The 20198-nt window shown below is 41.0% G+C and carries 33 protein-coding genes; all 33 read left to right on the top strand.

Annotation, left to right across the window (positions count from 1 at the left end; translation table 11 throughout):
* Nucleotides 1-29: 29 nt before the first annotated feature.
* Nucleotides 30-650 carry a 50S ribosomal protein L4 gene (gene rplD, locus PGY05_RS11655; protein ID WP_008372524.1) on the top strand — a complete coding sequence of 207 codons (621 nt, stop codon included), beginning with the start codon at nucleotides 30-32 and terminating at the stop codon, nucleotides 648-650.
* Nucleotides 650-955 (top strand): 50S ribosomal protein L23, encoded by a 306-nt coding sequence (gene rplW, locus PGY05_RS11650; protein ID WP_008372525.1) that lies wholly within the window; start codon nucleotides 650-652, stop codon nucleotides 953-955. The genes rplD and rplW overlap by 1 nt, the downstream gene beginning before the upstream one ends.
* Nucleotides 956-1024: 69 nt before the next feature.
* A complete protein-coding gene (gene rplB, locus PGY05_RS11645; RefSeq protein WP_055157800.1) occupies nucleotides 1025-1867 on the top strand; it encodes a 50S ribosomal protein L2 in 843 nt (280 codons plus the stop codon).
* A 25-nt stretch (nucleotides 1868-1892) separates the two neighbouring features.
* Nucleotides 1893-2174 carry a 30S ribosomal protein S19 gene (gene rpsS, locus PGY05_RS11640; RefSeq protein WP_008372528.1) on the top strand — a complete coding sequence of 94 codons (282 nt, stop codon included), beginning with the start codon at nucleotides 1893-1895 and terminating at the stop codon, nucleotides 2172-2174.
* Nucleotides 2175-2205: 31 nt separating this feature from the next.
* Nucleotides 2206-2592, top strand: coding sequence for a 50S ribosomal protein L22 (rplV, locus tag PGY05_RS11635; protein ID WP_008372530.1), 387 nt, complete (start codon nucleotides 2206-2208; stop codon nucleotides 2590-2592).
* 11 nt (nucleotides 2593-2603) lie between these two features.
* Entirely contained in the window at nucleotides 2604-3260 is a 657-nt protein-coding gene (gene rpsC, locus PGY05_RS11630; protein ID WP_008372532.1) for a 30S ribosomal protein S3, read from the top strand.
* Nucleotides 3260-3697: a 50S ribosomal protein L16 gene (rplP, locus tag PGY05_RS11625; RefSeq protein WP_008372535.1), complete on the top strand. Its 438-nt coding sequence runs from the start codon at nucleotides 3260-3262 to the stop codon at nucleotides 3695-3697. The genes rpsC and rplP overlap by 1 nt, the downstream gene beginning before the upstream one ends.
* A complete protein-coding gene (gene rpmC / locus PGY05_RS11620; RefSeq protein WP_008372537.1) occupies nucleotides 3687-3893 on the top strand; it encodes a 50S ribosomal protein L29 in 207 nt (68 codons plus the stop codon). The genes rplP and rpmC overlap by 11 nt, the downstream gene beginning before the upstream one ends.
* A gap of 29 nt (nucleotides 3894-3922) precedes the next feature.
* A complete protein-coding gene (gene rpsQ, locus PGY05_RS11615) occupies nucleotides 3923-4177 on the top strand; it encodes a 30S ribosomal protein S17 (protein WP_022220191.1) in 255 nt (84 codons plus the stop codon).
* Nucleotides 4178-4213: 36 nt separating this feature from the next.
* Nucleotides 4214-4582, top strand: coding sequence for a 50S ribosomal protein L14 (gene rplN, locus PGY05_RS11610; protein WP_008372541.1), 369 nt, complete (start codon nucleotides 4214-4216; stop codon nucleotides 4580-4582).
* Nucleotides 4583-4594: 12 nt separating this feature from the next.
* Nucleotides 4595-4906: a 50S ribosomal protein L24 gene (gene rplX / locus PGY05_RS11605; RefSeq protein WP_022220190.1), complete on the top strand. Its 312-nt coding sequence runs from the start codon at nucleotides 4595-4597 to the stop codon at nucleotides 4904-4906.
* A 23-nt stretch (nucleotides 4907-4929) separates the two neighbouring features.
* Nucleotides 4930-5469, top strand: a complete 540-nt coding sequence (rplE, locus tag PGY05_RS11600) for a 50S ribosomal protein L5 (protein ID WP_008372545.1) — start codon at nucleotides 4930-4932, stop codon at nucleotides 5467-5469.
* 13 nt (nucleotides 5470-5482) lie between these two features.
* Entirely contained in the window at nucleotides 5483-5668 is a 186-nt protein-coding gene (locus tag PGY05_RS11595; protein WP_008372546.1) for a type Z 30S ribosomal protein S14, read from the top strand.
* A 19-nt stretch (nucleotides 5669-5687) separates the two neighbouring features.
* Complete coding sequence (gene rpsH / locus PGY05_RS11590; RefSeq protein WP_008372548.1) at nucleotides 5688-6089, top strand: 30S ribosomal protein S8; 402 nt, start codon at nucleotides 5688-5690, stop codon at nucleotides 6087-6089.
* A 133-nt stretch (nucleotides 6090-6222) separates the two neighbouring features.
* Nucleotides 6223-6765, top strand: coding sequence for a 50S ribosomal protein L6 (gene rplF, locus PGY05_RS11585; protein ID WP_008372550.1), 543 nt, complete (start codon nucleotides 6223-6225; stop codon nucleotides 6763-6765).
* Nucleotides 6766-6784: 19 nt separating this feature from the next.
* A complete protein-coding gene (gene rplR, locus PGY05_RS11580; protein ID WP_008372552.1) occupies nucleotides 6785-7153 on the top strand; it encodes a 50S ribosomal protein L18 in 369 nt (122 codons plus the stop codon).
* A 15-nt stretch (nucleotides 7154-7168) separates the two neighbouring features.
* A complete protein-coding gene (gene rpsE, locus PGY05_RS11575; protein WP_008372554.1) occupies nucleotides 7169-7678 on the top strand; it encodes a 30S ribosomal protein S5 in 510 nt (169 codons plus the stop codon).
* 13 nt (nucleotides 7679-7691) lie between these two features.
* Complete coding sequence (rpmD, locus tag PGY05_RS11570; RefSeq protein WP_008372557.1) at nucleotides 7692-7874, top strand: 50S ribosomal protein L30; 183 nt, start codon at nucleotides 7692-7694, stop codon at nucleotides 7872-7874.
* A 22-nt stretch (nucleotides 7875-7896) separates the two neighbouring features.
* Nucleotides 7897-8337: a 50S ribosomal protein L15 gene (rplO, locus tag PGY05_RS11565; protein WP_008372558.1), complete on the top strand. Its 441-nt coding sequence runs from the start codon at nucleotides 7897-7899 to the stop codon at nucleotides 8335-8337.
* Nucleotides 8337-9689 carry a preprotein translocase subunit SecY gene (gene secY, locus PGY05_RS11560; RefSeq protein WP_022220189.1) on the top strand — a complete coding sequence of 451 codons (1353 nt, stop codon included), beginning with the start codon at nucleotides 8337-8339 and terminating at the stop codon, nucleotides 9687-9689. Before rplO ends, secY begins: the two co-directional genes overlap by 1 nt.
* Nucleotides 9690-9775: 86 nt before the next feature.
* A complete protein-coding gene (locus tag PGY05_RS11555) occupies nucleotides 9776-10420 on the top strand; it encodes an adenylate kinase (protein WP_022220188.1) in 645 nt (214 codons plus the stop codon).
* Between the two features lie 3 nt (nucleotides 10421-10423).
* Nucleotides 10424-11188: a type I methionyl aminopeptidase gene (gene map, locus PGY05_RS11550; RefSeq protein WP_173685588.1), complete on the top strand. Its 765-nt coding sequence runs from the start codon at nucleotides 10424-10426 to the stop codon at nucleotides 11186-11188.
* Entirely contained in the window at nucleotides 11181-11468 is a 288-nt protein-coding gene (locus PGY05_RS11545) for a KOW domain-containing RNA-binding protein (protein ID WP_330673005.1), read from the top strand. The genes map and PGY05_RS11545 overlap by 8 nt, the downstream gene beginning before the upstream one ends.
* Nucleotides 11469-11687: a translation initiation factor IF-1 gene (gene infA / locus PGY05_RS11540; protein ID WP_004607275.1), complete on the top strand. Its 219-nt coding sequence runs from the start codon at nucleotides 11469-11471 to the stop codon at nucleotides 11685-11687.
* A gap of 119 nt (nucleotides 11688-11806) precedes the next feature.
* Nucleotides 11807-11920 carry a 50S ribosomal protein L36 gene (gene rpmJ / locus PGY05_RS11535; protein ID WP_005339020.1) on the top strand — a complete coding sequence of 38 codons (114 nt, stop codon included), beginning with the start codon at nucleotides 11807-11809 and terminating at the stop codon, nucleotides 11918-11920.
* A 456-nt stretch (nucleotides 11921-12376) separates the two neighbouring features.
* Nucleotides 12377-12745, top strand: a complete 369-nt coding sequence (gene rpsM / locus PGY05_RS11530; RefSeq protein WP_022220186.1) for a 30S ribosomal protein S13 — start codon at nucleotides 12377-12379, stop codon at nucleotides 12743-12745.
* Nucleotides 12746-12785: 40 nt separating this feature from the next.
* The gene (gene rpsK / locus PGY05_RS11525) at nucleotides 12786-13181 is read left to right on the top strand and encodes a 30S ribosomal protein S11 (RefSeq protein ID WP_008372572.1); all 396 of its coding nucleotides are present in this window, start codon (nucleotides 12786-12788) and stop codon (nucleotides 13179-13181) included.
* A gap of 26 nt (nucleotides 13182-13207) precedes the next feature.
* Entirely contained in the window at nucleotides 13208-13801 is a 594-nt protein-coding gene (gene rpsD, locus PGY05_RS11520) for a 30S ribosomal protein S4 (protein ID WP_022220185.1), read from the top strand.
* Nucleotides 13802-13947: 146 nt separating this feature from the next.
* Nucleotides 13948-14907, top strand: coding sequence for a DNA-directed RNA polymerase subunit alpha (locus PGY05_RS11515; RefSeq protein WP_008372575.1), 960 nt, complete (start codon nucleotides 13948-13950; stop codon nucleotides 14905-14907).
* Between the two features lie 146 nt (nucleotides 14908-15053).
* Nucleotides 15054-15590, top strand: a complete 537-nt coding sequence (locus PGY05_RS11510) for a bL17 family ribosomal protein (RefSeq protein WP_022220184.1) — start codon at nucleotides 15054-15056, stop codon at nucleotides 15588-15590.
* A 159-nt stretch (nucleotides 15591-15749) separates the two neighbouring features.
* A complete protein-coding gene (locus PGY05_RS11505) occupies nucleotides 15750-16979 on the top strand; it encodes an ABC transporter substrate-binding protein (RefSeq protein ID WP_270475956.1) in 1230 nt (409 codons plus the stop codon).
* A gap of 14 nt (nucleotides 16980-16993) precedes the next feature.
* On the top strand, nucleotides 16994-18610 hold the full coding sequence (locus PGY05_RS11500; RefSeq protein WP_173686537.1) for a response regulator: 1617 nt from the start codon (nucleotides 16994-16996) through the stop codon (nucleotides 18608-18610).
* A 3-nt stretch (nucleotides 18611-18613) separates the two neighbouring features.
* Nucleotides 18614-20101, top strand: coding sequence for a sensor histidine kinase (locus PGY05_RS11495; protein ID WP_227120456.1), 1488 nt, complete (start codon nucleotides 18614-18616; stop codon nucleotides 20099-20101).
* The last annotated feature ends 97 nt before the right edge of the window (nucleotides 20102-20198 follow it).

Genomic DNA, 20198 nt, shown 5'->3' with positions numbered 1-20198 from the left:
ATTGGCACTAGGAAAGGAGGAACATACAGATGGCAAACGTATCTGTTTACAATATCGAAGGTAAAGAAGTTGGAACAATCGACTTAAATGATGCTGTATTCGGTGTGGAAGTAAACGAACACCTTGTACACATGGCAGTTGTAAGCCAGCTTGCAAATAAACGTCAGGGAACACAGAAAGCGAAAACTCGTTCAGAAGTTTCCGGCGGCGGAAGAAAACCATGGAGACAGAAAGGCACCGGTCATGCAAGACAGGGATCTACAAGAGCTCCACAGTGGACAGGCGGTGGAGTAGTATTCGCTCCGACACCGAGAGATTACTCTTTCAAACTTAACAAGAAAGAAAGAAGAGCAGCTCTCAAATCCGCTCTGACATCAAGAGTAGAAGAAAAGAAATTCATCGTTGTTGATGAAATCAACTTTGATGAAATCAAGACAAAGAAATTCCAGGATGTTCTTAATAACCTGTCAGTATCCAAAGCTCTCGTAGTTCTGGAAGACGGAAACAAGAATGCAGAACTTTCAGCTAGAAACATTGCTGATGTTAAAACTGCTAAGACAAACACAATCAATGTGTATGACATCCTGAAATACAATACAGTAATCGCAACTAAGGCTGCTGTACAGGCAATCGAGGAGGTGTACGCATAATGGCAAACATTCAGTATTATGATGTAATCCTTAAACCGGTAGTAACCGAAAAGACAATGGCTCTTATGGCTGACAAGAAATACACATTCCTTGTACACACAGAAGCTAATAAGACTCAGATCAAAGAAGCTGTAGAAAAAATGTTCCCAGGAACAAAAGTTGCTGGCGTTAACACAATCAACATGGACGGAAAGAACAAACGAGTTCGCGGAACCATGACATTCGGAAAAACAGCTAAGACAAAGAAAGCAATCGTTCAGCTGACAGAAGAATCAGCAGAGATCGAAATCTTCCAGGGACTGTAAGAAACTGGAACCTAAACGGTGCAAATCCGTGACAAAAATAACTAGCAAAATGCGAAAGGAGATAGAGTAATGGGAATTAAAACATACCGCCCATATACACCTTCCAGAAGACATATGACCGGCTCTGATTTCTCAGAAATCACAAAAACAGCACCGGAGAAATCTTTAGTAGTTTCTCTGAGCAAGACTGCCGGACGTAACAATCAGGGTAAAATCACTGTTAGACACCGCGGAGGCGGAGTTAAGAGAAAATATAGAGTAATCGACTTCAAACGTAAAAAAGACGGAATTCCGGCAACTGTAATCGGAATCGAATACGATCCGAACAGAAGTGCTAACATCGCACTTATCTGCTACGCTGATGGAGAAAAAGCTTACATCATCGCACCAGAAGGACTTACAGACGGAATGAAAGTTATGAACGGACCAGAAGCAGAAGTAAGAGTAGGAAACTGCCTGCCGCTTTCAGCTATCCCGGTTGGTACACAGGTTCATAACATTGAGCTTCATCCTGGAAAGGGCGGACAGATGGTTCGTTCAGCAGGAAACAGCGCACAGCTCATGGCTAAAGAAGGAAAGTATGCAACACTTCGTCTTCCTTCAGGAGAAATGAGAATGGTTCCGATCGAATGCCGCGCATCAGTTGGTGTTGTTGGAAATGGCGATCACAACCTTGTAAACATTGGTAAAGCAGGACGTAAACGTCACATGGGTATCAGACCTACAGTTCGTGGTTCCGTTATGAACCCGAATGATCATCCGCATGGTGGTGGTGAAGGTAAGACTGGAATCGGTCGTCCGGGTCCGTGCACTCCTTGGGGTAAACCGGCACTTGGTCTTAAGACTCGTAAGAAAAACAAACAGTCTAACAAGCTGATCATCAGAAGAAAAGACGGTAGAGGAATCAAATAGTTAATTTTCAAGGAGGTTAGAACCTATGGCTCGTTCACTTAAAAAAGGACCATTCGCAGACGCAAGCCTGCTTAAGAAAGTGGAAGCAATGAACGCATCAGGAGACAAGGGTGTTATCAAAACATGGTCTCGTCGTTCTACAATCTTCCCGATTATGGTTGGACATACAATCGCAGTTCATGATGGAAGAAAACATGTTCCGGTATATGTAACAGAAGATATGGTTGGACATAAACTCGGAGAGTTCGTAGCAACCAGAACATACAGAGGACATGGAAAAGACGAAAAGAAATCGAAAGTTAGATAATATTTAACGTATTGAAAGGAGGTTTCATCCCATGGCAAAAGGACATAGAAGTCAAATTAAGAGAGAAAGAAATGCAAACAAGGACACCAGACCTTCAGCTAAGTTATCTTACGCCAGAGTTTCTGTTCAGAAAGCATGCTTCGTATTAGATGCCATCAGAGGTAAGGATGTAACAACAGCGCTTGGTATTTTAACATACAATCCAAGATACGCTTCAAGCATTATAAAGAAATTATTGGAATCAGCTATCGCAAATGCTGAGAATAACAACGGTATGAGTGTTGAAAACCTTTATATTGAGGAATGCTACGCAAATAAAGGACCAACAATGAAGAGAATCAGACCGAGAGCACAGGGCAGAGCTTACAGAATCGAAAAGAGAATGAGTCATATTACACTTGTGCTTAATGAAAGATAAGGAGGGCAATAATGGGACAGAAAGTTAATCCTCATGGCTTAAGAGTCGGTGTTATCAAAGACTGGGACTCTAAATGGTATGCAGAAAAAGATTTTGCTGACTATTTAGTAGAAGATCATAAAATCAGAAAATTTCTGAAGAATAAATTATACAGCGCAGGAGTTTCTAAGATTGAAATCGAAAGAGCTTCTGATCGTGTTAAGATCATCGTTTATACTGCTAAACCGGGTGTTGTAATCGGTAAAGGCGGTTCTGAGATCGAAAAAGTAAAAGCTGAACTTCAGAAAATGACAGATAAGAAAGTTATCGTTGACATCAAAGAAGTAAAAAGACCTGACAAAGATGCTCAGCTCGTTGCTGAAAACATCGCACAGCAGCTGGAAAATCGTATTTCCTTCCGTCGTGCAATGAAATCTTGCATGTCAAGAACTATGAAATCAGGAGCACTTGGTGTTAAGACATCCGTATCCGGACGTCTCGGCGGAGCTGATATGGCTCGTACAGAGTTCTACAGCGAAGGAACTATTCCGCTTCAGACACTGAGAGCAGACATTGACTATGGCTTCGCTGAAGCAGACACAACTTACGGAAAAGTTGGTGTTAAGGTATGGATTTACAAAGGCGAAGTACTTCCAACAAAGGCAGGTAAGGAAGGGAGCGATAAATAATGTTAATGCCAAAAAGAGTAAAACGTAGAAAACAGTTCCGTGGCTCCATGAAAGGTAAAGCATTAAGAGGAAACAAGATCACGAACGGTGAATATGGTCTTGTAGCAATGGAACCATGTTGGATCAGATCTAACCAGATTGAAGCTGCCCGTATCGCTATGACACGTTACATCAAACGTGGTGGTAAGGTTTGGATCAAGATCTTCCCTGATAAACCAGTAACAACGAAACCGGCTGAGACACGTATGGGTTCTGGAAAAGGAACTCTTGAATACTGGGTAGCTGTAGTTAAGCCAGGACGTGTAATGTTCGAACTTGCAGGAGTACCTGAAGAAGTTGCGAAAGAAGCATTACGTCTTGCTATGCACAAATTACCATGTAAATGTAAAATCGTTTCTCGTGCAGACTTAGAAGGCGGTGATAACAGTGAAAATTAAGACATTTGTAGAAGATTTAAAAGCAAAATCTGTTGCAGAATTAAATGAAGAATTAGTAGCTGCTAAAAAGGAACTCTTCAATCTGAGATTCCAGAACGCAACAAATCAGTTAGATAATACAAGCAGAATCAAAGAAGTAAGAAAGAATATCGCAAGAATCCAGACAGTGATCACAGAAAAAAGCCAGAATGCTTAATTAGGTGATATTCAGAAAGGAGTATAACCGTGGAAAGAAACCTGAGAAAAACGAGAGTTGGTAAGGTTGTAAGCAACAAGATGGACAAGACAATCGTCGTTGCAGTAGAAGACCATGTAAAACATCCGCTTTACAATAAGATCGTAAAAAGAACTTACAAACTGAAAGCGCATGATGAAAATAATGAATGCAATATTGGTGATAGAGTAAAAGTTATGGAGACAAGACCGTTATCTAAAGATAAGAGATGGAGACTTGTTGAAATCGTAGAAAAAGTTAAATAGTTTGACTTTGATAAAAGTATAAGGAGGTTTACCTGCATGATACAGCAAGAAAGCAGATTAAAAGTAGCAGATAATACAGGTGCTAAAGAATTACTCTGTATCCGTGTATTAGGCGGTTCTACAAGAAGATATGCAGCTATCGGTGATGTAATCGTTGCTTCGGTTAAAGATGCAACACCAGGCGGCGTTGTTAAAAAAGGTGATGTCGTTAAAGCTGTAGTTGTTCGTACTGTAAACAGCACTCGTCGTAAAGATGGATCATACATCAGATTCGATGAAAATGCTGCTGTTATTATTAAAGATGACAAAAACCCAAAAGGAACTCGTATTTTTGGACCTGTAGCCAGAGAACTTCGTGAGAAACAGTTTATGAAAATTGTTTCACTGGCTCCGGAAGTACTGTAAGGAGGTTCGAGTATGTCAACAATGAAGATCAAAAAAGGCGATACCGTTAAAGTTATCGCTGGAAAAGATAAAGACAAAGAAGGCAAAGTAATCGCAGTAGATCAGAAAAACGGTACAGTCCTGGTAGAAGGCGTTAACATGAGAACAAAACATGCTAAACCAAGCGCTTCTAATCCGGAAGGCGGAATCCTTCATCAGGAAGGACCGATCGATGCATCTAACGTAATGTATGTTCACAAGGGAAAAGCTACAAGAGTAGGCTTCAAACTTGATGGAGACAAAAAAGTACGTGTTGCAAAATCAACAGGCGAAGTAATTGATTAGTTCTAGGAAGGAGGTCAAAGGCTTTGAGTAGACTTAAAGAACAGTACCAGAACGAGATCATTGACGCAATGATCAAAAAATTTGGTTATAAGAATATTATGGAAGTGCCGAAGCTCGACAAGGTTGTTATCAACATGGGCGTTGGCGAAGCAAAAGACAATGCAAAAGCATTAGACTCAGCTGTAGCTGATATGGAAAAGATCACTGGACAGAAAGCAGTTCTGACCAGAGCTAAAAATTCAGTAGCTAACTTCAAAATCCGTGAAGGAATGGCTATCGGATGCAAAGTTACTTTAAGAGGAGAAAAGATGTATGAGTTCGTTGATCGTCTCATCAACCTTGCACTGCCTCGTGTACGTGACTTTAGAGGAGTTAATCCGAACGCATTCGACGGAAGAGGTAACTACGCTCTTGGTATCAAGGAGCAGCTTATCTTCCCAGAAATCGAATATGATAAAGTAGATAAGGTTAGAGGTATGGATGTTATCTTCGTAACAACTGCTAATACAGACGAAGAAGCACGTGAATTGTTAACACAGTTCAACATGCCATTCACAAAATAAGGAGGAAATTTTCATGGCAAAGACAGCAATGAAACTGAAACAGCAGCGCAAACAGAAATTCTCTACAAGAGAATATAATCGTTGCAGAATCTGTGGACGTCCACATGCATATTTAAGAAAATATGGAATCTGCCGTGTATGCTTCCGTGAACTGGCATACAAAGGTGAAATTCCGGGCGTAAAGAAAGCAAGTTGGTAGAAAAGGAGGATAATCCACAATGACTATGAGTGATCCAATTGCAGATATGCTTACAAGAATCCGTAACGCAAACACTGCAAAACATGATACAGTAGATGTTCCGGCTTCAAAGATGAAGATCGCTATCGCTGACATTCTCGTTAACGAAGGATACATCACAAAATATGACATCGTAGAAGAAGGAAACTTCAACACAATCCGCATCACATTAAAATATGGTGCAGATAAGAACGAAAAAGTTATTTCTGGAATCAAAAAGATTTCTAAACCAGGTCTTCGTGTTTACGCTGGTAAAGACGAACTTCCGAGAGTACTTGGAGGACTTGGAACTGCAATCATCTCTACAAACCAGGGCGTGATTACAGACAAAGAAGCCAGAAAGCTCGGCGTAGGCGGAGAAGTTCTTTGCTTCGTATGGTAATAACCAGATAAAATGGAGAAAACGAATGAAATCATATTTCCTGTGATTTCATTCGATACTCAATAAATTGCAACTGAAAACAGAGCAGCCATAAGGTGCTGTTCCGAAAATGTAAGTGTAGGAGGTAAAAGGTATGTCACGTATCGGAAGACATCCAGTAGCGATCCCGGCAGGCGTAACTGTTGAAATCGCAGAGAAGAATGTAGTGACTGTTAAAGGTCCTAAGGGAACTCTCGTAAGAGAACTTCCAGTTGAAATGGAAATCAAAAAAGAAGGCGAAGAAGTTATCGTAACAAGACCGAACGATCTCAAGAAGATGAAATCTCTTCATGGTCTTACAAGAACACTGATCAACAACATGGTAATCGGTGTTACTGAAGGATATGAAAAAGTTCTTGAAGTAAACGGTGTAGGTTACAGAGCTTCCAAATCAGGAAACAAATTAACATTGAATTTGGGATACTCTCACCCGGTTGAGATGGAAGATCCGGAAGGAATCGAAACTGTTCTTGACGGACAGAACAAAATCATCGTTAAGGGAATCAGTAAAGAAAAAGTTGGCCAGTACGCAGCTGAAATCAGAGATAAGAGAAGACCGGAACCTTATAAGGGCAAGGGAATCAAATATGCTGATGAAGTTATCAGACGTAAAGTTGGTAAAACTGGTAAAAAATAAGTAAGGAGAGTGTGAACAAATGGTTAGTAAGAAATCAAGAAGCGAAGTTCGTGTAAATAAACATAGAAAACTGCGTAACCGTTTCAGTGGTACAGCTGAAAGACCGCGTCTCGCTGTGTTTAGAAGTAATAATCATATGTATGCTCAGATTATTGACGATACAGTTGGAAACACTCTGGTTTCCGCTTCCACTCTTCAGAAAGATGTGAAAGCAGAACTGGAAAAAACCAACAACGTTGAAGCAGCAGCATACCTTGGAACAGTAATTGCAAAAAAAGCAATCGAGAAAGGTATCACTTCTGTTGTATTTGACAGAGGAGGATTTATCTATCACGGAAAAATCAAAGCATTAGCAGACGCAGCAAGAGAAGCTGGTTTGAATTTCTAGAAGGAGGACGGACACATGAAACAGGAACGTATTGATGCTAATCAGTTAGAACTTACCGAAAAAGTAGTATCAATCAAACGTGTTACCAAAGTTGTTAAGGGTGGTCGTAACATGAGATTCACAGCTTTAGTAGTTGTTGGCGACGGAAACGGCCATGTTGGTGCAGGTTTAGGAAAAGCAGCTGAAATTCCGGAAGCAATCCGCAAAGGAAAAGAAGATGCTATGAAGAAACTTATCAAAGTTACTTTAGATGAAAACGACAGTATTACACATGATTATATTGGAAAATTCGGAAGTGCTTCTGTACTTCTGAAAAAAGCTCCGGAAGGTACTGGTGTTATCGCAGGTGGACCGGCTCGTGCCGTAATCGAACTTGCAGGTATCAAGAACATCCGTACAAAATCTCTCGGATCTAACAACAAACAGAACGTAGTACTTGCTACTATCGAAGGTTTAAGTCAGCTGAAAGCTCCAGAAGACGTAGCTAAACTTCGCGGTAAAACTGTAGAAGAGATCTTAGGCTAGGGAGGAGATTACAATGGCAAATTTAAAAATCACATTAGTAAAATCAACAATCGGTGCTGTTCCGAAACACAGAAGAACAGTAGAAGCATTAGGCCTTAAGAAGGTTAATAAGACAGTTGTCCTTCCGGATAACGCTGCAACCAGAGGAATGGTTCAGCAGGTAAGACATCTGGTAAAAGTAGAAGAAGAAGCATAAATCTTAGATAGGAGGTGTCACAATGGACTTATCTAATTTAAGACCGGCTGACGGATCAAAACATAGCGATAATTTCAGAAGAGGTCGTGGACACGGCTCAGGAAATGGTAAGACTGCTGGTAAGGGACACAAAGGTCAGAAAGCTCGTTCTGGAGCTCCGAGACCAGGTTTCGAAGGTGGACAGATGCCATTATACAGACGTATTCCTAAGAGAGGTTTCACTTGCAGAAACTCTAAGGAAATCGTTGGAATCAATGTCAGTGCTCTTGAAGTATTTGACAACGATGCAGTAGTTTCTGTTGAAACTCTGATTGAAGCAGGAATCGTAAAACATGCCAGAGATGGTGTTAAAATTCTTGGAAATGGAGAGTTAACCAAAAAGCTTACTGTTCAGGCAAATGCATTCAGCGCAGGTGCTGTAGAAAAGATTGAAGCTGTTGGTGGAAAAGCAGAGGTGATCTAATGCTACAAACATTCCGTAAAGCATTTCAGATTGAAGACATACGGAGAAAAATATTGTATACCCTTGCAATGCTGTTTGTAGTAAGACTCGGATCTCAGCTTCCGACACCGGGAGTTGATCCGACCTATATTCAGAATTTCTTTGCGAACCAGACCGGTGATTCGTTTAACTTTTTTAACGCTTTCACCGGCGGTTCGTTTGAGACGATGTCCATCTTTGCATTGAGTATTACCCCGTATATCACATCTTCCATTATCATCCAGCTTCTTACAATTGCAATTCCAAAGCTTGAGGAAATGCAGAAAGAAGGGGAAGATGGAAGAAAGAAGCTTACCGCATTAACTCGTTATGTGACAGTTGTGCTTGCTCTGATTGAATCTACAGCTATGGCTGTTGGATTTGGACGTCAGGGACTTCTGGAAAAGTTCAATTTTGTAAATGCTACAATTGTAGTTCTTACATTAACTGCAGGATCTGCATTCCTTATGTGGATCGGGGAACGAATTACAGAAAAAGGAGTGGGAAATGGTATTTCTATTGTCCTGCTCATTAACATTTTATCACGCATTCCAAGTGATATGACCTCACTGTATGAGAAGTTCATCAGCGGCAAAGGTCTTGCCAGTGGAGGACTTGCAGCAATCATCATCATTGCAATCATTCTCGTACTTGTAGTATTTACGGTAATACTTCAGGATGCGGAGAGACGAATTCCGGTTCAGTATTCGCAGAAAGTACAGGGGAGAAAATCAGTAGGTGGACAGTCAACGAACATTCCGCTGAAGGTTAATACCGCCGGAGTAATTCCGGTTATTTTCGCTTCATCTATTATGCAGTTCCCGGTTGTAATTGCTTCATTTATGGGCAAGGGCAACGGAAAAGGCATCGGAAGTGAAATCCTCAGAGGCTTAAGTTCAGGAAACTGGTGTAATCCGAATAAGATTTACTATTCCTGGGGACTTATAGTATATATCGTACTTACGATTTTCTTTGCATATTTCTATACGAGCATTACTTTTAACCCGTTGGAAATTGCAAATAATATGAAAAAAAGCGGTGGATTTATCCCAGGTATCAGACCTGGAAAACCTACTGTGGACTACTTAAATAAGATATTAAATTATATTATCTTTATTGGTGCATGCGGACTTGTAATTGTACAGGTAATTCCGTTTGTGTTCAATGGTGTGTTTGGAGCGAATGTATCATTCGGTGGAACTTCTCTGATCATTATCATCGGTGTTGTTCTTGAGACACTCAAACAGATTGAGTCTCAGATGCTCGTTCGTAATTACACAGGATTTTTGAATGTCAAAGGAAAATCTATGAAAAATAGTTTTCTTGGATATTAAAACAATTGTAGCCCGTTGTCTTTTAGAGTATAATCAAAGACAACGGGCTCTTTTGCCATTATGACATTTGAAGGAGGAATAGTAAAATGAAAATCATTATGTTAGGTGCTCCTGGTGCAGGAAAAGGTACACAGGCAAAAAAAATTGCCGCTAAGTACGGAATTCCTCATATTTCAACAGGAGATATTTTCCGCGCAAATATTAAGAACGGAACTGAACTTGGAAAGAAAGCGAAGACTTATATGGATCAGGGACTTCTTGTTCCGGATGAATTGGTCGTAGATCTTGTAGTAGATCGTGTGAGTCAGGATGACTGTACGAAGGGATATGTACTGGACGGTTTCCCACGTACAATTCCACAGGCTGAGGCGCTTGATAAGGCACTGGAAGCGAAGGGACAGAAGATGGACTATGCAATCGATGTAGATGTTCCGGACGAGAATATTGTAAAGCGTATGGGTGGAAGACGCGCATGCGTAGGATGTGGCGCAACTTACCATCTTGTATATGCTGCACCGAAGAAAGACGGAATCTGTGATGTCTGCGGAGGAGAGCTGATCCTTCGTGATGATGACAAACCGGAGACAGTTGAAAAGAGGCTGCATGTATATCATGATCAGACACAGCCGCTGATCGATTATTATACAAAAGCGGGAATTCTGAAAAGCGTTGATGGAACAGTGGATATGGAAGATGTATTCGGAGCCATTGTTTCTATATTAGGAGAGTAACAGATGCCGATTACGATTAAATCAGAAAGAGAAATTGAACTGATGACAGAAGCCGGAAGGATTCTGGGGATCGTACATAAGGAACTGGAGAAGGCATTAAAACCAGGAATGAGTACACTGGATATCGATGCATTAGGTGAAGAAGTTATTCGCAGCTATGGCTGCGAACCTTCTTTTCTGAATTACAATGGATATCCGGCGTCTATCTGTGTTTCTGTAAATGATGAAATCGTTCATGGGATTCCGTCAGCAAAGCACCTCATAAAAGAAGGTGATATTGTGAGCCTGGACGCAGGAGTGATCTACAAAGGTTATCATTCTGATGCTGCAAGGACACATGCTGTCGGTGAGGTCAGACCGGATCTTCAGAAACTGATCGATGTAACGAGGGAAAGCTTCTTCGAAGGAATAAAGTTCGCAAAAGAAGGCAATCATCTATATGATATATCCCGAGCAATCGGTGATTATGCGGAAAGCTTTGGATACGGTGTTGTCAGGGAACTGTGCGGACATGGAATCGGGACCAGTCTTCATGAATCACCGGAGATTCCGAATTTCCAGATGCGAAGAAGAGGACCGAAGCTGAAAGCCGGAATGACACTGGCAATTGAGCCGATGGTCAATCTCGGAACAGAGCGGATTCGCTGGATGAGTGATAACTGGACGGTGGTGACGGCAGACAGAAAAGAATCAGCACATTATGAAAATACAATTCTGATCACAAAAGACGAACCGAAGATCCTGTCGATTGCAGATGGAAATGTATAACAGAACAGAGGAACAGAAAATGGATAGATGGGAAACAGGAATGCTTGCGAAATCTCTGGCCGGTCATGATAAAGATAAGGTATATGTGATCGTCGGACTGGATGAACAGTTTACATATCTTGCAGACGGGGAGAGGAAAACGCTTCAGAGTCCAAAGAAAAAGAAAAAGAAACATGTACAGCTCATTAGAGAACAGCATGAGATTTCCGAAGCGGATGATGTAAAGCTGAAACGGATATTAAAAGAATATAAGATGTCAGAAAAGAAGGAGGACAAATAAATGTCTAAAGCAGATGTAATTGAAATCGAAGGAACAGTAGTAGAAAAACTTCCGAATGCCATGTTTCAGGTAGAACTGGAAAATGGACATCAGGTACTTGCACATATCAGCGGAAAGCTGCGTATGAACTTTATCAAAATTTTACCGGGTGACAAAGTTACTCTGGAACTGTCACCATACGATTTATCTAAAGGAAGAATTATCTGGAGAGATAAATAAAATATTACTTGACAAAACCAAAATCCAGGTGATATAATTTTATGCGAACTGTGCGAGGGACTTTTTCTGCGCACAGGGGGAAAATGCAGACCAGGCAAGGTATGAAAGGAGGATTTGACGTGAAGGTTAGATCATCAGTAAAACCGATTTGCGAAAAATGCAAAGTTATCAAGAGAAAAGGAAGCGTCAGAATTATCTGCGAGAATCCGAAACATAAACAGCGTCAGGGATAGGTTCTGAACACTTAATGAAAGCAAGCCACAGGCGCAGCTTGGATTTAGTGAGAAGACCGCTCCCAAGCCTTAATGACGATGAGCTCTTAAGAGCGACAGAGGAACTTAGGTGCACGGAGCATATGAATGGACAGATTTATGTAAACTTAATTAGGCGGCTGATAGAGGATACGCCAGGGTGTGTGTAGAGCGTTATCCACTATTTAATATACATGAACACCACGGGCAAGTGGTTTCTAGTATATTGCTTAAAAACCGGCGGTCATTAGCCGAGAGATCGGTTGCCGGAAAGGATGCGGATACCGAACCGCATCTGGGCTGGGATATCGGACGTGTCTGAGGCATTGGATACATTTTGAAAAGTCCGGTAGGGCTCTTTTTGATAACGGGATGCCCGCAGCCTCATTATAGGACAATGTGAAACCAAAAAAAGAAAGAAAATGGAGGAAATCACAAATGGCTCGTATTGCAGGTGTAGATTTACCAAGAGACAAACGTGTAGAAATCGGATTGACTTATATCTATGGAATCGGAAGAACAAGTGCAACCCGTATTCTCGCAGAAGCAGGAGTTAATCCTGATACTCGCTGCAGAGATCTTACAGATGACGAAGTTAAAAAGATCAGTGCAGTGATCGATGAAACTCAGACAGTTGAAGGTGATCTTAGAAGAGAGATCGCTCTTAACATCAAGAGACTTCAGGAAATCGGATGCTATAGAGGAATCCGTCACAGAAAAGGACTTCCGGTTCGTGGTCAGAAGACAAAGACCAATGCAAGAACAAGAAAAGGTCCTAAGAGAACAGTAGCAAACAAGAAGAAATAATTTCGACAAATAATAAAAAGGAAAGTGTAGGTTAGTTTAAATGGCTAAGAAAGTTACAAAAAAAGTGACAAAAAAACGTGTCAAGAAAAACGTTGAACGCGGACAGGCACATATCCAGTCATCTTTCAATAATACAATCGTTACTTTGACAGATGCACAGGGAAATGCTTTATCATGGGCAAGTGCCGGTGGTCTTGGTTTTAGAGGTTCAAGAAAATCTACTCCATACGCAGCTCAGATGGCAGCTGAAACAGCAGCTAAAGCAGCTCTGCCGCATGGTCTTAAATCAGTAGACGTATTCGTAAAAGGACCAGGTTCAGGAAGAGAAGCAGCAATCCGTGCTCTTCAGGCATGCGGAATTGATGTAACAAGCATCAGAGACGTAACACCGGTACCACACAATGGATGCCGCCCGCCGAAGAGAAGAAGAGTCTAGTCGAATTATTATAGGAGGATACGAACATGGCAGTAAATAGAGTCCCGGTTCTTAAAAGATGCCGTTCCCTTGGAATGGATCCGGTATATCTTGGAATTGATAAAAAGTCTAACAGACAGTTAAAGAGATCCAATAGAAAAATGAGCGAGTATGGTCTTCAGTTGCGTGAAAAGCAGAAAGCTAAATTCATCTATGGTGTATTAGAAAAACCGTTCCTGAACTACTTCAAGAAAGCAGATCAGATGAGCGGAATGACAGGTGAAAACCTGATGGTTCTTCTTGAATCAAGACTGGATAACGTAGTATTCCGTCTTGGATTTGCAAGAACAAGACGTGAAGCAAGACAGATCGTTGATCACAAACAGGTTCTTGTTAACGGAAAACAGGTTAACATCCCTTCTTACCTCATTAAAGCAGGTGACGTGATCGAGATTAAAGAAGGTAAAAAATCTTCACAGAGATACAAAGATATCGTAGAAGTTACAGGTGGACGTCTTGTTCCGGAATGGCTTGAATCAGATATCGAAAACCTGAAAGGAACAGTTAAAGAACTTCCTACTCGTGAAGCAATCGATGTTCCAGTTGACGAAATGATGATCGTCGAGTTATATTCTAAATAGAACGCATTCATATAAAATGCAATACTTAACGAACCTGATTCCTGGGTTCGTTAAGGTTCTGTTAGGAAATATCCTGTTTTTTATCGAAAACAGGACAAAAACTGACACCCTCAACATACAAAAACCCATAAGGAGGGACCAAAATAGTGTTTGATTTTAATAAACCTAATATTGAAATTGCAGAAATTTCAGATGATAAGAAGTATGGCAGATTTGTTGTAGAACCACTTGAAAGAGGATATGGTACAACACTTGGAAACTCTCTGAGAAGGATTATGCTTTCTTCTCTGCCGGGAGCTGCAATCAGCCAGATTAAAATCGACGGAGTATTGCATGAGTTCAGTTCTATTCCGGGCGTAAAGGAAGACGTAACTGAAATTATCATGAATTTAAAAACACTCGCAATTAAGAATTCTTCCGAGACAGATGAGCCGAAAACAGCTTACATCGAATTTGAGGGAGAGGGCGTAGTTACAGCTGCTGATATTCAGGCAGATTCTGATATTGAAATCATGAATCCGGAAACTGTAATCGCTACACTTAACGGCGGTGCAGACAGCAAGCTTTATATGGAACTGACTATCACAAAGGGAAGAGGATATGTAGGTTCTGATAAGAATAAGACAGAAGATATGCCGATTGGTGTAATTCCGATCGACTCTATCTATACACCGGTTGAGCGTGTAAATCTTACAGTTCAGAATACTCGTGTCGGACAGATTACCGATTATGATAAACTCACACTTGATGTTTATACAAATGGTACTCTTGCACCGGATGAAGCAGTCAGCCTTGCTGCAAAAGTATTAAATGAACATCTCAAGCTCTTTATTGATCTTTCTGAAGTTGCTCAGTCAGCGGAAGTTATGATTGAAAAGGAAGACGATGAAAAAGAAAAAGTTCTTGAAATGAGTATTGATGAACTTGAACTTTCTGTTCGTTCATATAACTGTCTGAAGAGAGCAGGAATCAATACTGTAGAAGAACTTACAAACAGAACATCAGAAGATATGATGAAAGTTCGTAACCTTGGACGTAAATCTCTTGAAGAAGTTCTTGCTAAATTAAAAGAACTTGGTCTTGAACTCAGCCAGGGAGACGAATAAGAAGTTCCCGTTTCGCATGTGAATACAGGCAGAAACACTGACACACGATCTGGCTAGTAAGCCCGATGAAAGCATAACCAGATGGCATATCCGCAGTAAGACCGAAGGTGCATGCCGGTATGTCCCGAATAATGGAGGATAAAAAAATGGCAAAGTATAGAAAACTTGGAAGAACAGCAAGTCAGAGAAAAGCATTACTGAGAAATCAGGTAACAATGCTTCTTCAGCACGGAAAAATCAGAACAACAGAAGCTAAAGCTAAAGAAATCCGTAAGATCGCAGAAGGTCTTATCGCTTCAGCTGTAAAAGAAAAAGATAACTTCGAAGAAGTTACAATCAAAGCTAAAGTTGCTAAGAAAGATGCAGAAGGCAAGAGAGTTAAAGAAGTAGTAGATGGTAAGAAAGTTACTGTATACGAAGAAGTTGAAAAGACAATCAAAAAAGACAATCCGTCAAGACTTCATGCAAGACGTCAGATGCTGAAAGTACTTTACCCTGTAACAGAAGTTCCGACTGCTGCAGCTGGAAAGAAGAAAAATACAAAAGAAGTTGATCTCGTAGACAAACTGTTTACAGAGATTGCTCCGAAGTATGCAGACCGCAACGGCGGATATACAAGAATCATCAAAATTGGACAGCGTAAAGGTGACGCTGCAATGGAAGTTATTCTTGAGCTTGTATAATCAAATGAGATCGAAAGCCACAGGCATTTATGCCTGTGGTTTTTTGTGTATATAGTGAGCTGGTCTGCTCGATTTCTACCTTTCTTTCTGATAAAAGTCAGTGTATAATAGAAAACATCTGAAAAGAATGTCCTTTAACAGACGTGAAGGAGGAACGACATGGGACGTGTAGGGCGATTTATTTTAAAGGTTGCGGCAGTATTGATATTGATTATATCGGCTGGTACATTTGCACTTTCTTTATTTACAGGAGAGACAAGAAATGGGGATAATCTGCAAAGCGAGTTCGATTATCTGATCACAGTGGGAATTTCACAGAGTGGAGAAGAAAGCTCATGGAAGGATGCAAATACAGCGTCTTTTATGGATACATTTGTCAAATCAAACGGCTATGAAGCGGTGTATGCAGATGCAGGTAGCGATCAGGAAAAACAGATTGAAGATGTGAAAGGATTTATAAAACAGGGTGTGGACTATATCATTCTGAATCCGATTTCTGAAATTGGCTGGGATGATGTGCTGGAAGATGCAAAAAAGGCACATATTCCTGTAATCCTTGTGAATAACGGTGTTGATACGGATGACAGCAGTCTGTATTCGTGCATGCTTGGAAGTGATTACGGAAAACAGATGAAAAAGGCAGGAAAATGGTTGGATGAATATCTGAAAGAAGAGGACGAGAAAAAGGCAGAGAAAGAAAAGGCGGCTTCTGAGACACCGACTCAGGAAGAATCGGAACAGACGGACAGTGAAGATACGGAAGTAAATACAGACAGTTCAAAAGCGACAGATAGCAGTGCATCCATTTTTGATAAAATTATGAAAAGCAGTTCAACGGCGAAGGATGAGACGGATTCGACAGAGGATGAGCAGACAGAAGAAGACATTACCATCAAGATCGCCGCGATTCAGGAATCCATCGGCTCGGAAGAGCAGCTGACGAGAGCGCAGGGATATCAGACTATGCTGGAGAAGTATTCGGACTGGGAGATGGTGGCACAACAGACCGGTGACAATTCCAGAGAAGAGGCACAGAAAGTCATGAAACTATTTCTTGAGCAGGAACCGGATTTACGGGTAGTGTTTGCAGAGAGTGACGAGATGGCACTGGGAGCCATCGATGCGATCGAGAAATCAGGAAAGACCTGTGGAGAGGACGGAGATATTATTGTGATTTCATTTGGTGGAAGCAAAGCGGGGATCGAAGCTGTAAAAGAAGGTAAATTGAATGTAACCTTTGAATGCAATCCGGGCCAGGGACCGAAAGCGGCAGAACTGATCCAGAGACTGGAATCGGATATTTCCATTGATAAGGAACAATACGTGGAAGAAACATATTTTGATGGAACTATGGATTTGGATGAAATTATAGAAAACAGAACATATTAAAGGCAGGAAGAAGAATGATAAAAGTATTTTTGGTTGAAGATGAAATTATTATCAGAAATGGGATCAAGAACAGTATTAATTGGGAAATGCATGGATATGACTTTGTCGGAGAGGCAAGTGATGGAGAACTTGCGTTACCGATGATTCTTGAAAAGAAACCAGACATCCTGATCACGGATATTAAGATGCCTTTTATGGATGGACTGGAACTCAGCGAGCAGGTTAAAAAAGTACTTCCGGCTACGAAAATCATGATTCTGAGTGGATATAATGAGTTTGATTATGCAAAGATGGCGATTAAGATCGGTGTAACCGATTATCTTCTGAAGCCAATTTCTTCAGAAAAATTGTTGGATGCAGTTAACAAAGTAGCAGAAGAAATCCGGAAAGAGCAAAGCGAAAAAGAGCAGATGAATCAATATGCCCGTGAAATGCAGGAAAACAAAGAAAGTGAAAAGTTTCAGTTTTTCAATCAGGTGTTTGCAGGAAGTATGCCATTTGGAGAATGCCTGGAGCAGGGAAAGCAACTGGGAATTGAAATCAGTGCAGAGGGATATTGTGTGATCCTCTTTAAGATCATTATGATCGATCATCCGATGGATTATAGCGAGGATATTGTAAGTGCAACTGAAAATATAGAAAATCTGAGTGAGCAGACAGAAAAGCTCCTGTGGTTCCGGAGAGGTGTAGAAGGATGGGGATTTATTGCACAGGGAGCTGTTGGTGAAGAACTGACTGCGAGAGCTCAGACATTTAGGGAAGATCTGGAAAAAGTTCTGGAAAAATATAAAAATCTGGAATATTTTGGAGGAATTGGAAGTCAGGTGGGGAGGTTCAGTGAGATTAAAAGATCCTACAATGATGCAAACAGAGCCTTTGCAGAGCGTTTTTCAAGAAGTTTGAGACAGTTTGTGAGTTATTCAGAGGTTCATCAAATGGGGGTTCAGAATGACGTTGAGATGCACAGACTCGGAACCATGGCGGAGAACCGGAAAATGCTGGAGCGTTTCCTGAAGACAGGAACGGAAAATGAAGTAAAAAGCTTTATGGATGCATATTTTGATGCAATTGGTGAGCAGAACCTGCAGTCGATGATGTTGAGACAGTATATTGTAATGGATACTTTTATCAGCGTCCAAAGTCTGGGAGACAGTTTGAACATTGAAAAAGAAGATATTGAAAGAGAGCTTGGCGATGTGCAGGAGGTATCGCAGTATGTGCAGGAACTGGAGGCAACGAGGAAGTACCTGGAAAATATAGTCAGACGAATGATCCGGTTAAGAGAGCAGGCATCGGGCAGACGCTATTCAGAAATTATTGAAAAAGCGAGAGATTATATCGGACAAAATTATATGTCAGAGAATATTTCACTGAACCTGGTGGCTTCGAGCGTCAACATCAGTCCGAGCTATTTCAGCTCTTTGTTTAGTCAGGAGGTTGGCTCAACCTTTGTAGAATATCTGACGGGTGTTCGTATGGAAAAAGCAAAAGAGCTTCTGATGTGTTCGGATAAGAGGACATCGGACATCGGATATGAGGTGGGATACAAAGATTCCCATTATTTCAGCTATATATTCAAAAAGACACAGGGATGTTCGCCGAAGGAATTCCGTTCAAGAGGAAGGGGATAAAATATGAAGGTGAAATATAAGAACTGGTCGATCAATAAGAAACTGCTTTCCATTTCGCTGTCAGCATTTCTGCCAATGGTAATTCTGGCCGCCTATTTGATCGTGTCTTTAAATAATGCGGCATCAGCTTATTCTGAGATTACAAAAAGTATTGCCTATGCCAACCGTTATGTGAAAGACTTTAAAAGTCGGCTGGATTATAGTGTGTATCTTGCTGTGGTAAGTAATAAGCAGCTTAAGGAGGTCGGAGATGGAGTTACGACGGTAAATGGAGTAGTGACGGTGAATCCATACGACTATATTACGGAGATGGAAGAGGCGTGTGATAAGATGACGCAAAATGCGACGGTTCCGCTCACCCAGTCACAGGCGGGACGTATTAAAAATTCACTGTCTTCACTCCGTTTTTGTGTACAGGATCTGGATAAACAGATTAAAGAACGGACTTCTTATGATGAGAGAATGGAATATTTTAACAGTAATGTCAAAGATCTGACGACACTGGTACAGACCGGAATCCAGGACTATGTCTATCTGGAAACTTCCAATTTTGTGACTGTACAGACGGAACTGAACCGGAATAACCGTAATTCGACCATTTTAGCGGTCGGAGTGGCAATTGTTGCGATGAGTATTTCCCTGCTGCTCAGTGGACGAGCAGCAAGAAGTGTGACAAGACCGATCCGCGATCTGTGTGATCTGACAGAGAAGGTTGCCGGCGGTGATTTTTCTGTAAAAACACAGGTCGAAGCGGGGGACGAGATTGCGGTGCTCACGCGGAGCTTTAACGATATGACAGAGGAAATCGGGATTCTGGTAGATGATATCCGGAAAAAGCAGGAAAATCTCAGAATTATTGAGAACCGACTTCTGCAGGAACAGATCAATCCACATTTCCTTTACAATACTCTTGATGCCATTGTATGGCTTGCTGAGGAAAATAAAAGTGCAGAGGTTGTGAAAATGGTAACCTCGCTCTCTGATTTTTTCCGCACAACCTTAAGCAAAGGACATGATTATATTACAGTGAAAGAAGAGCGGACGCATATTGAGAGCTATCTGGAGATCCAGCAGTTCCGCTATCAGGATATCCTGGACTATGAGATCCAGATGGATGAGGAGATCTACGGCTACATTATACCGAAGCTTACACTGCAGCCTCTTGTCGAAAATGCGCTTTATCATGGAATTAAGAATAAGCGGGGGAAAGGTAAAATCCTGATTACCGGTAAAAAGCAGGGAGATAAAATCATTTTCCAGGTCATTGACAATGGAAAAGGTATGACAGAGGAAGAACTGAATAGTCTCCGGAAAAAGATGGCAGGGACGGATACAGGAGATGAAGCGAAGGGCTTTGGTGTATCGAATGTGAACCAGAGAATCAAGTATTATTACGGGGAAGAATACGGAGTGTTCTTTGAAAGCAAGGAAAATGAAGGCACAAATGCGACGATCATCATAGCAGCTAAAAATATTCAACTTCCATCATAAAAAAACTAACTTTTTCACGGAAAAGCAGAAAATATTCTACCAAAAGAGGAAGATTTTCCGTATTAAAAGTATGAAAATTTTATTATTATAAGTACAT

The organism is Coprococcus sp. AF51-11b1, from assembly GCF_027682785.1.
Classification (GTDB): domain Bacteria; phylum Bacillota; class Clostridia; order Lachnospirales; family Lachnospiraceae; genus Allocoprococcus; species Allocoprococcus comes.
Note: the sequence above shows the minus strand (reverse complement) of the source record. Positions and strands in the feature narration are given on the sequence as shown.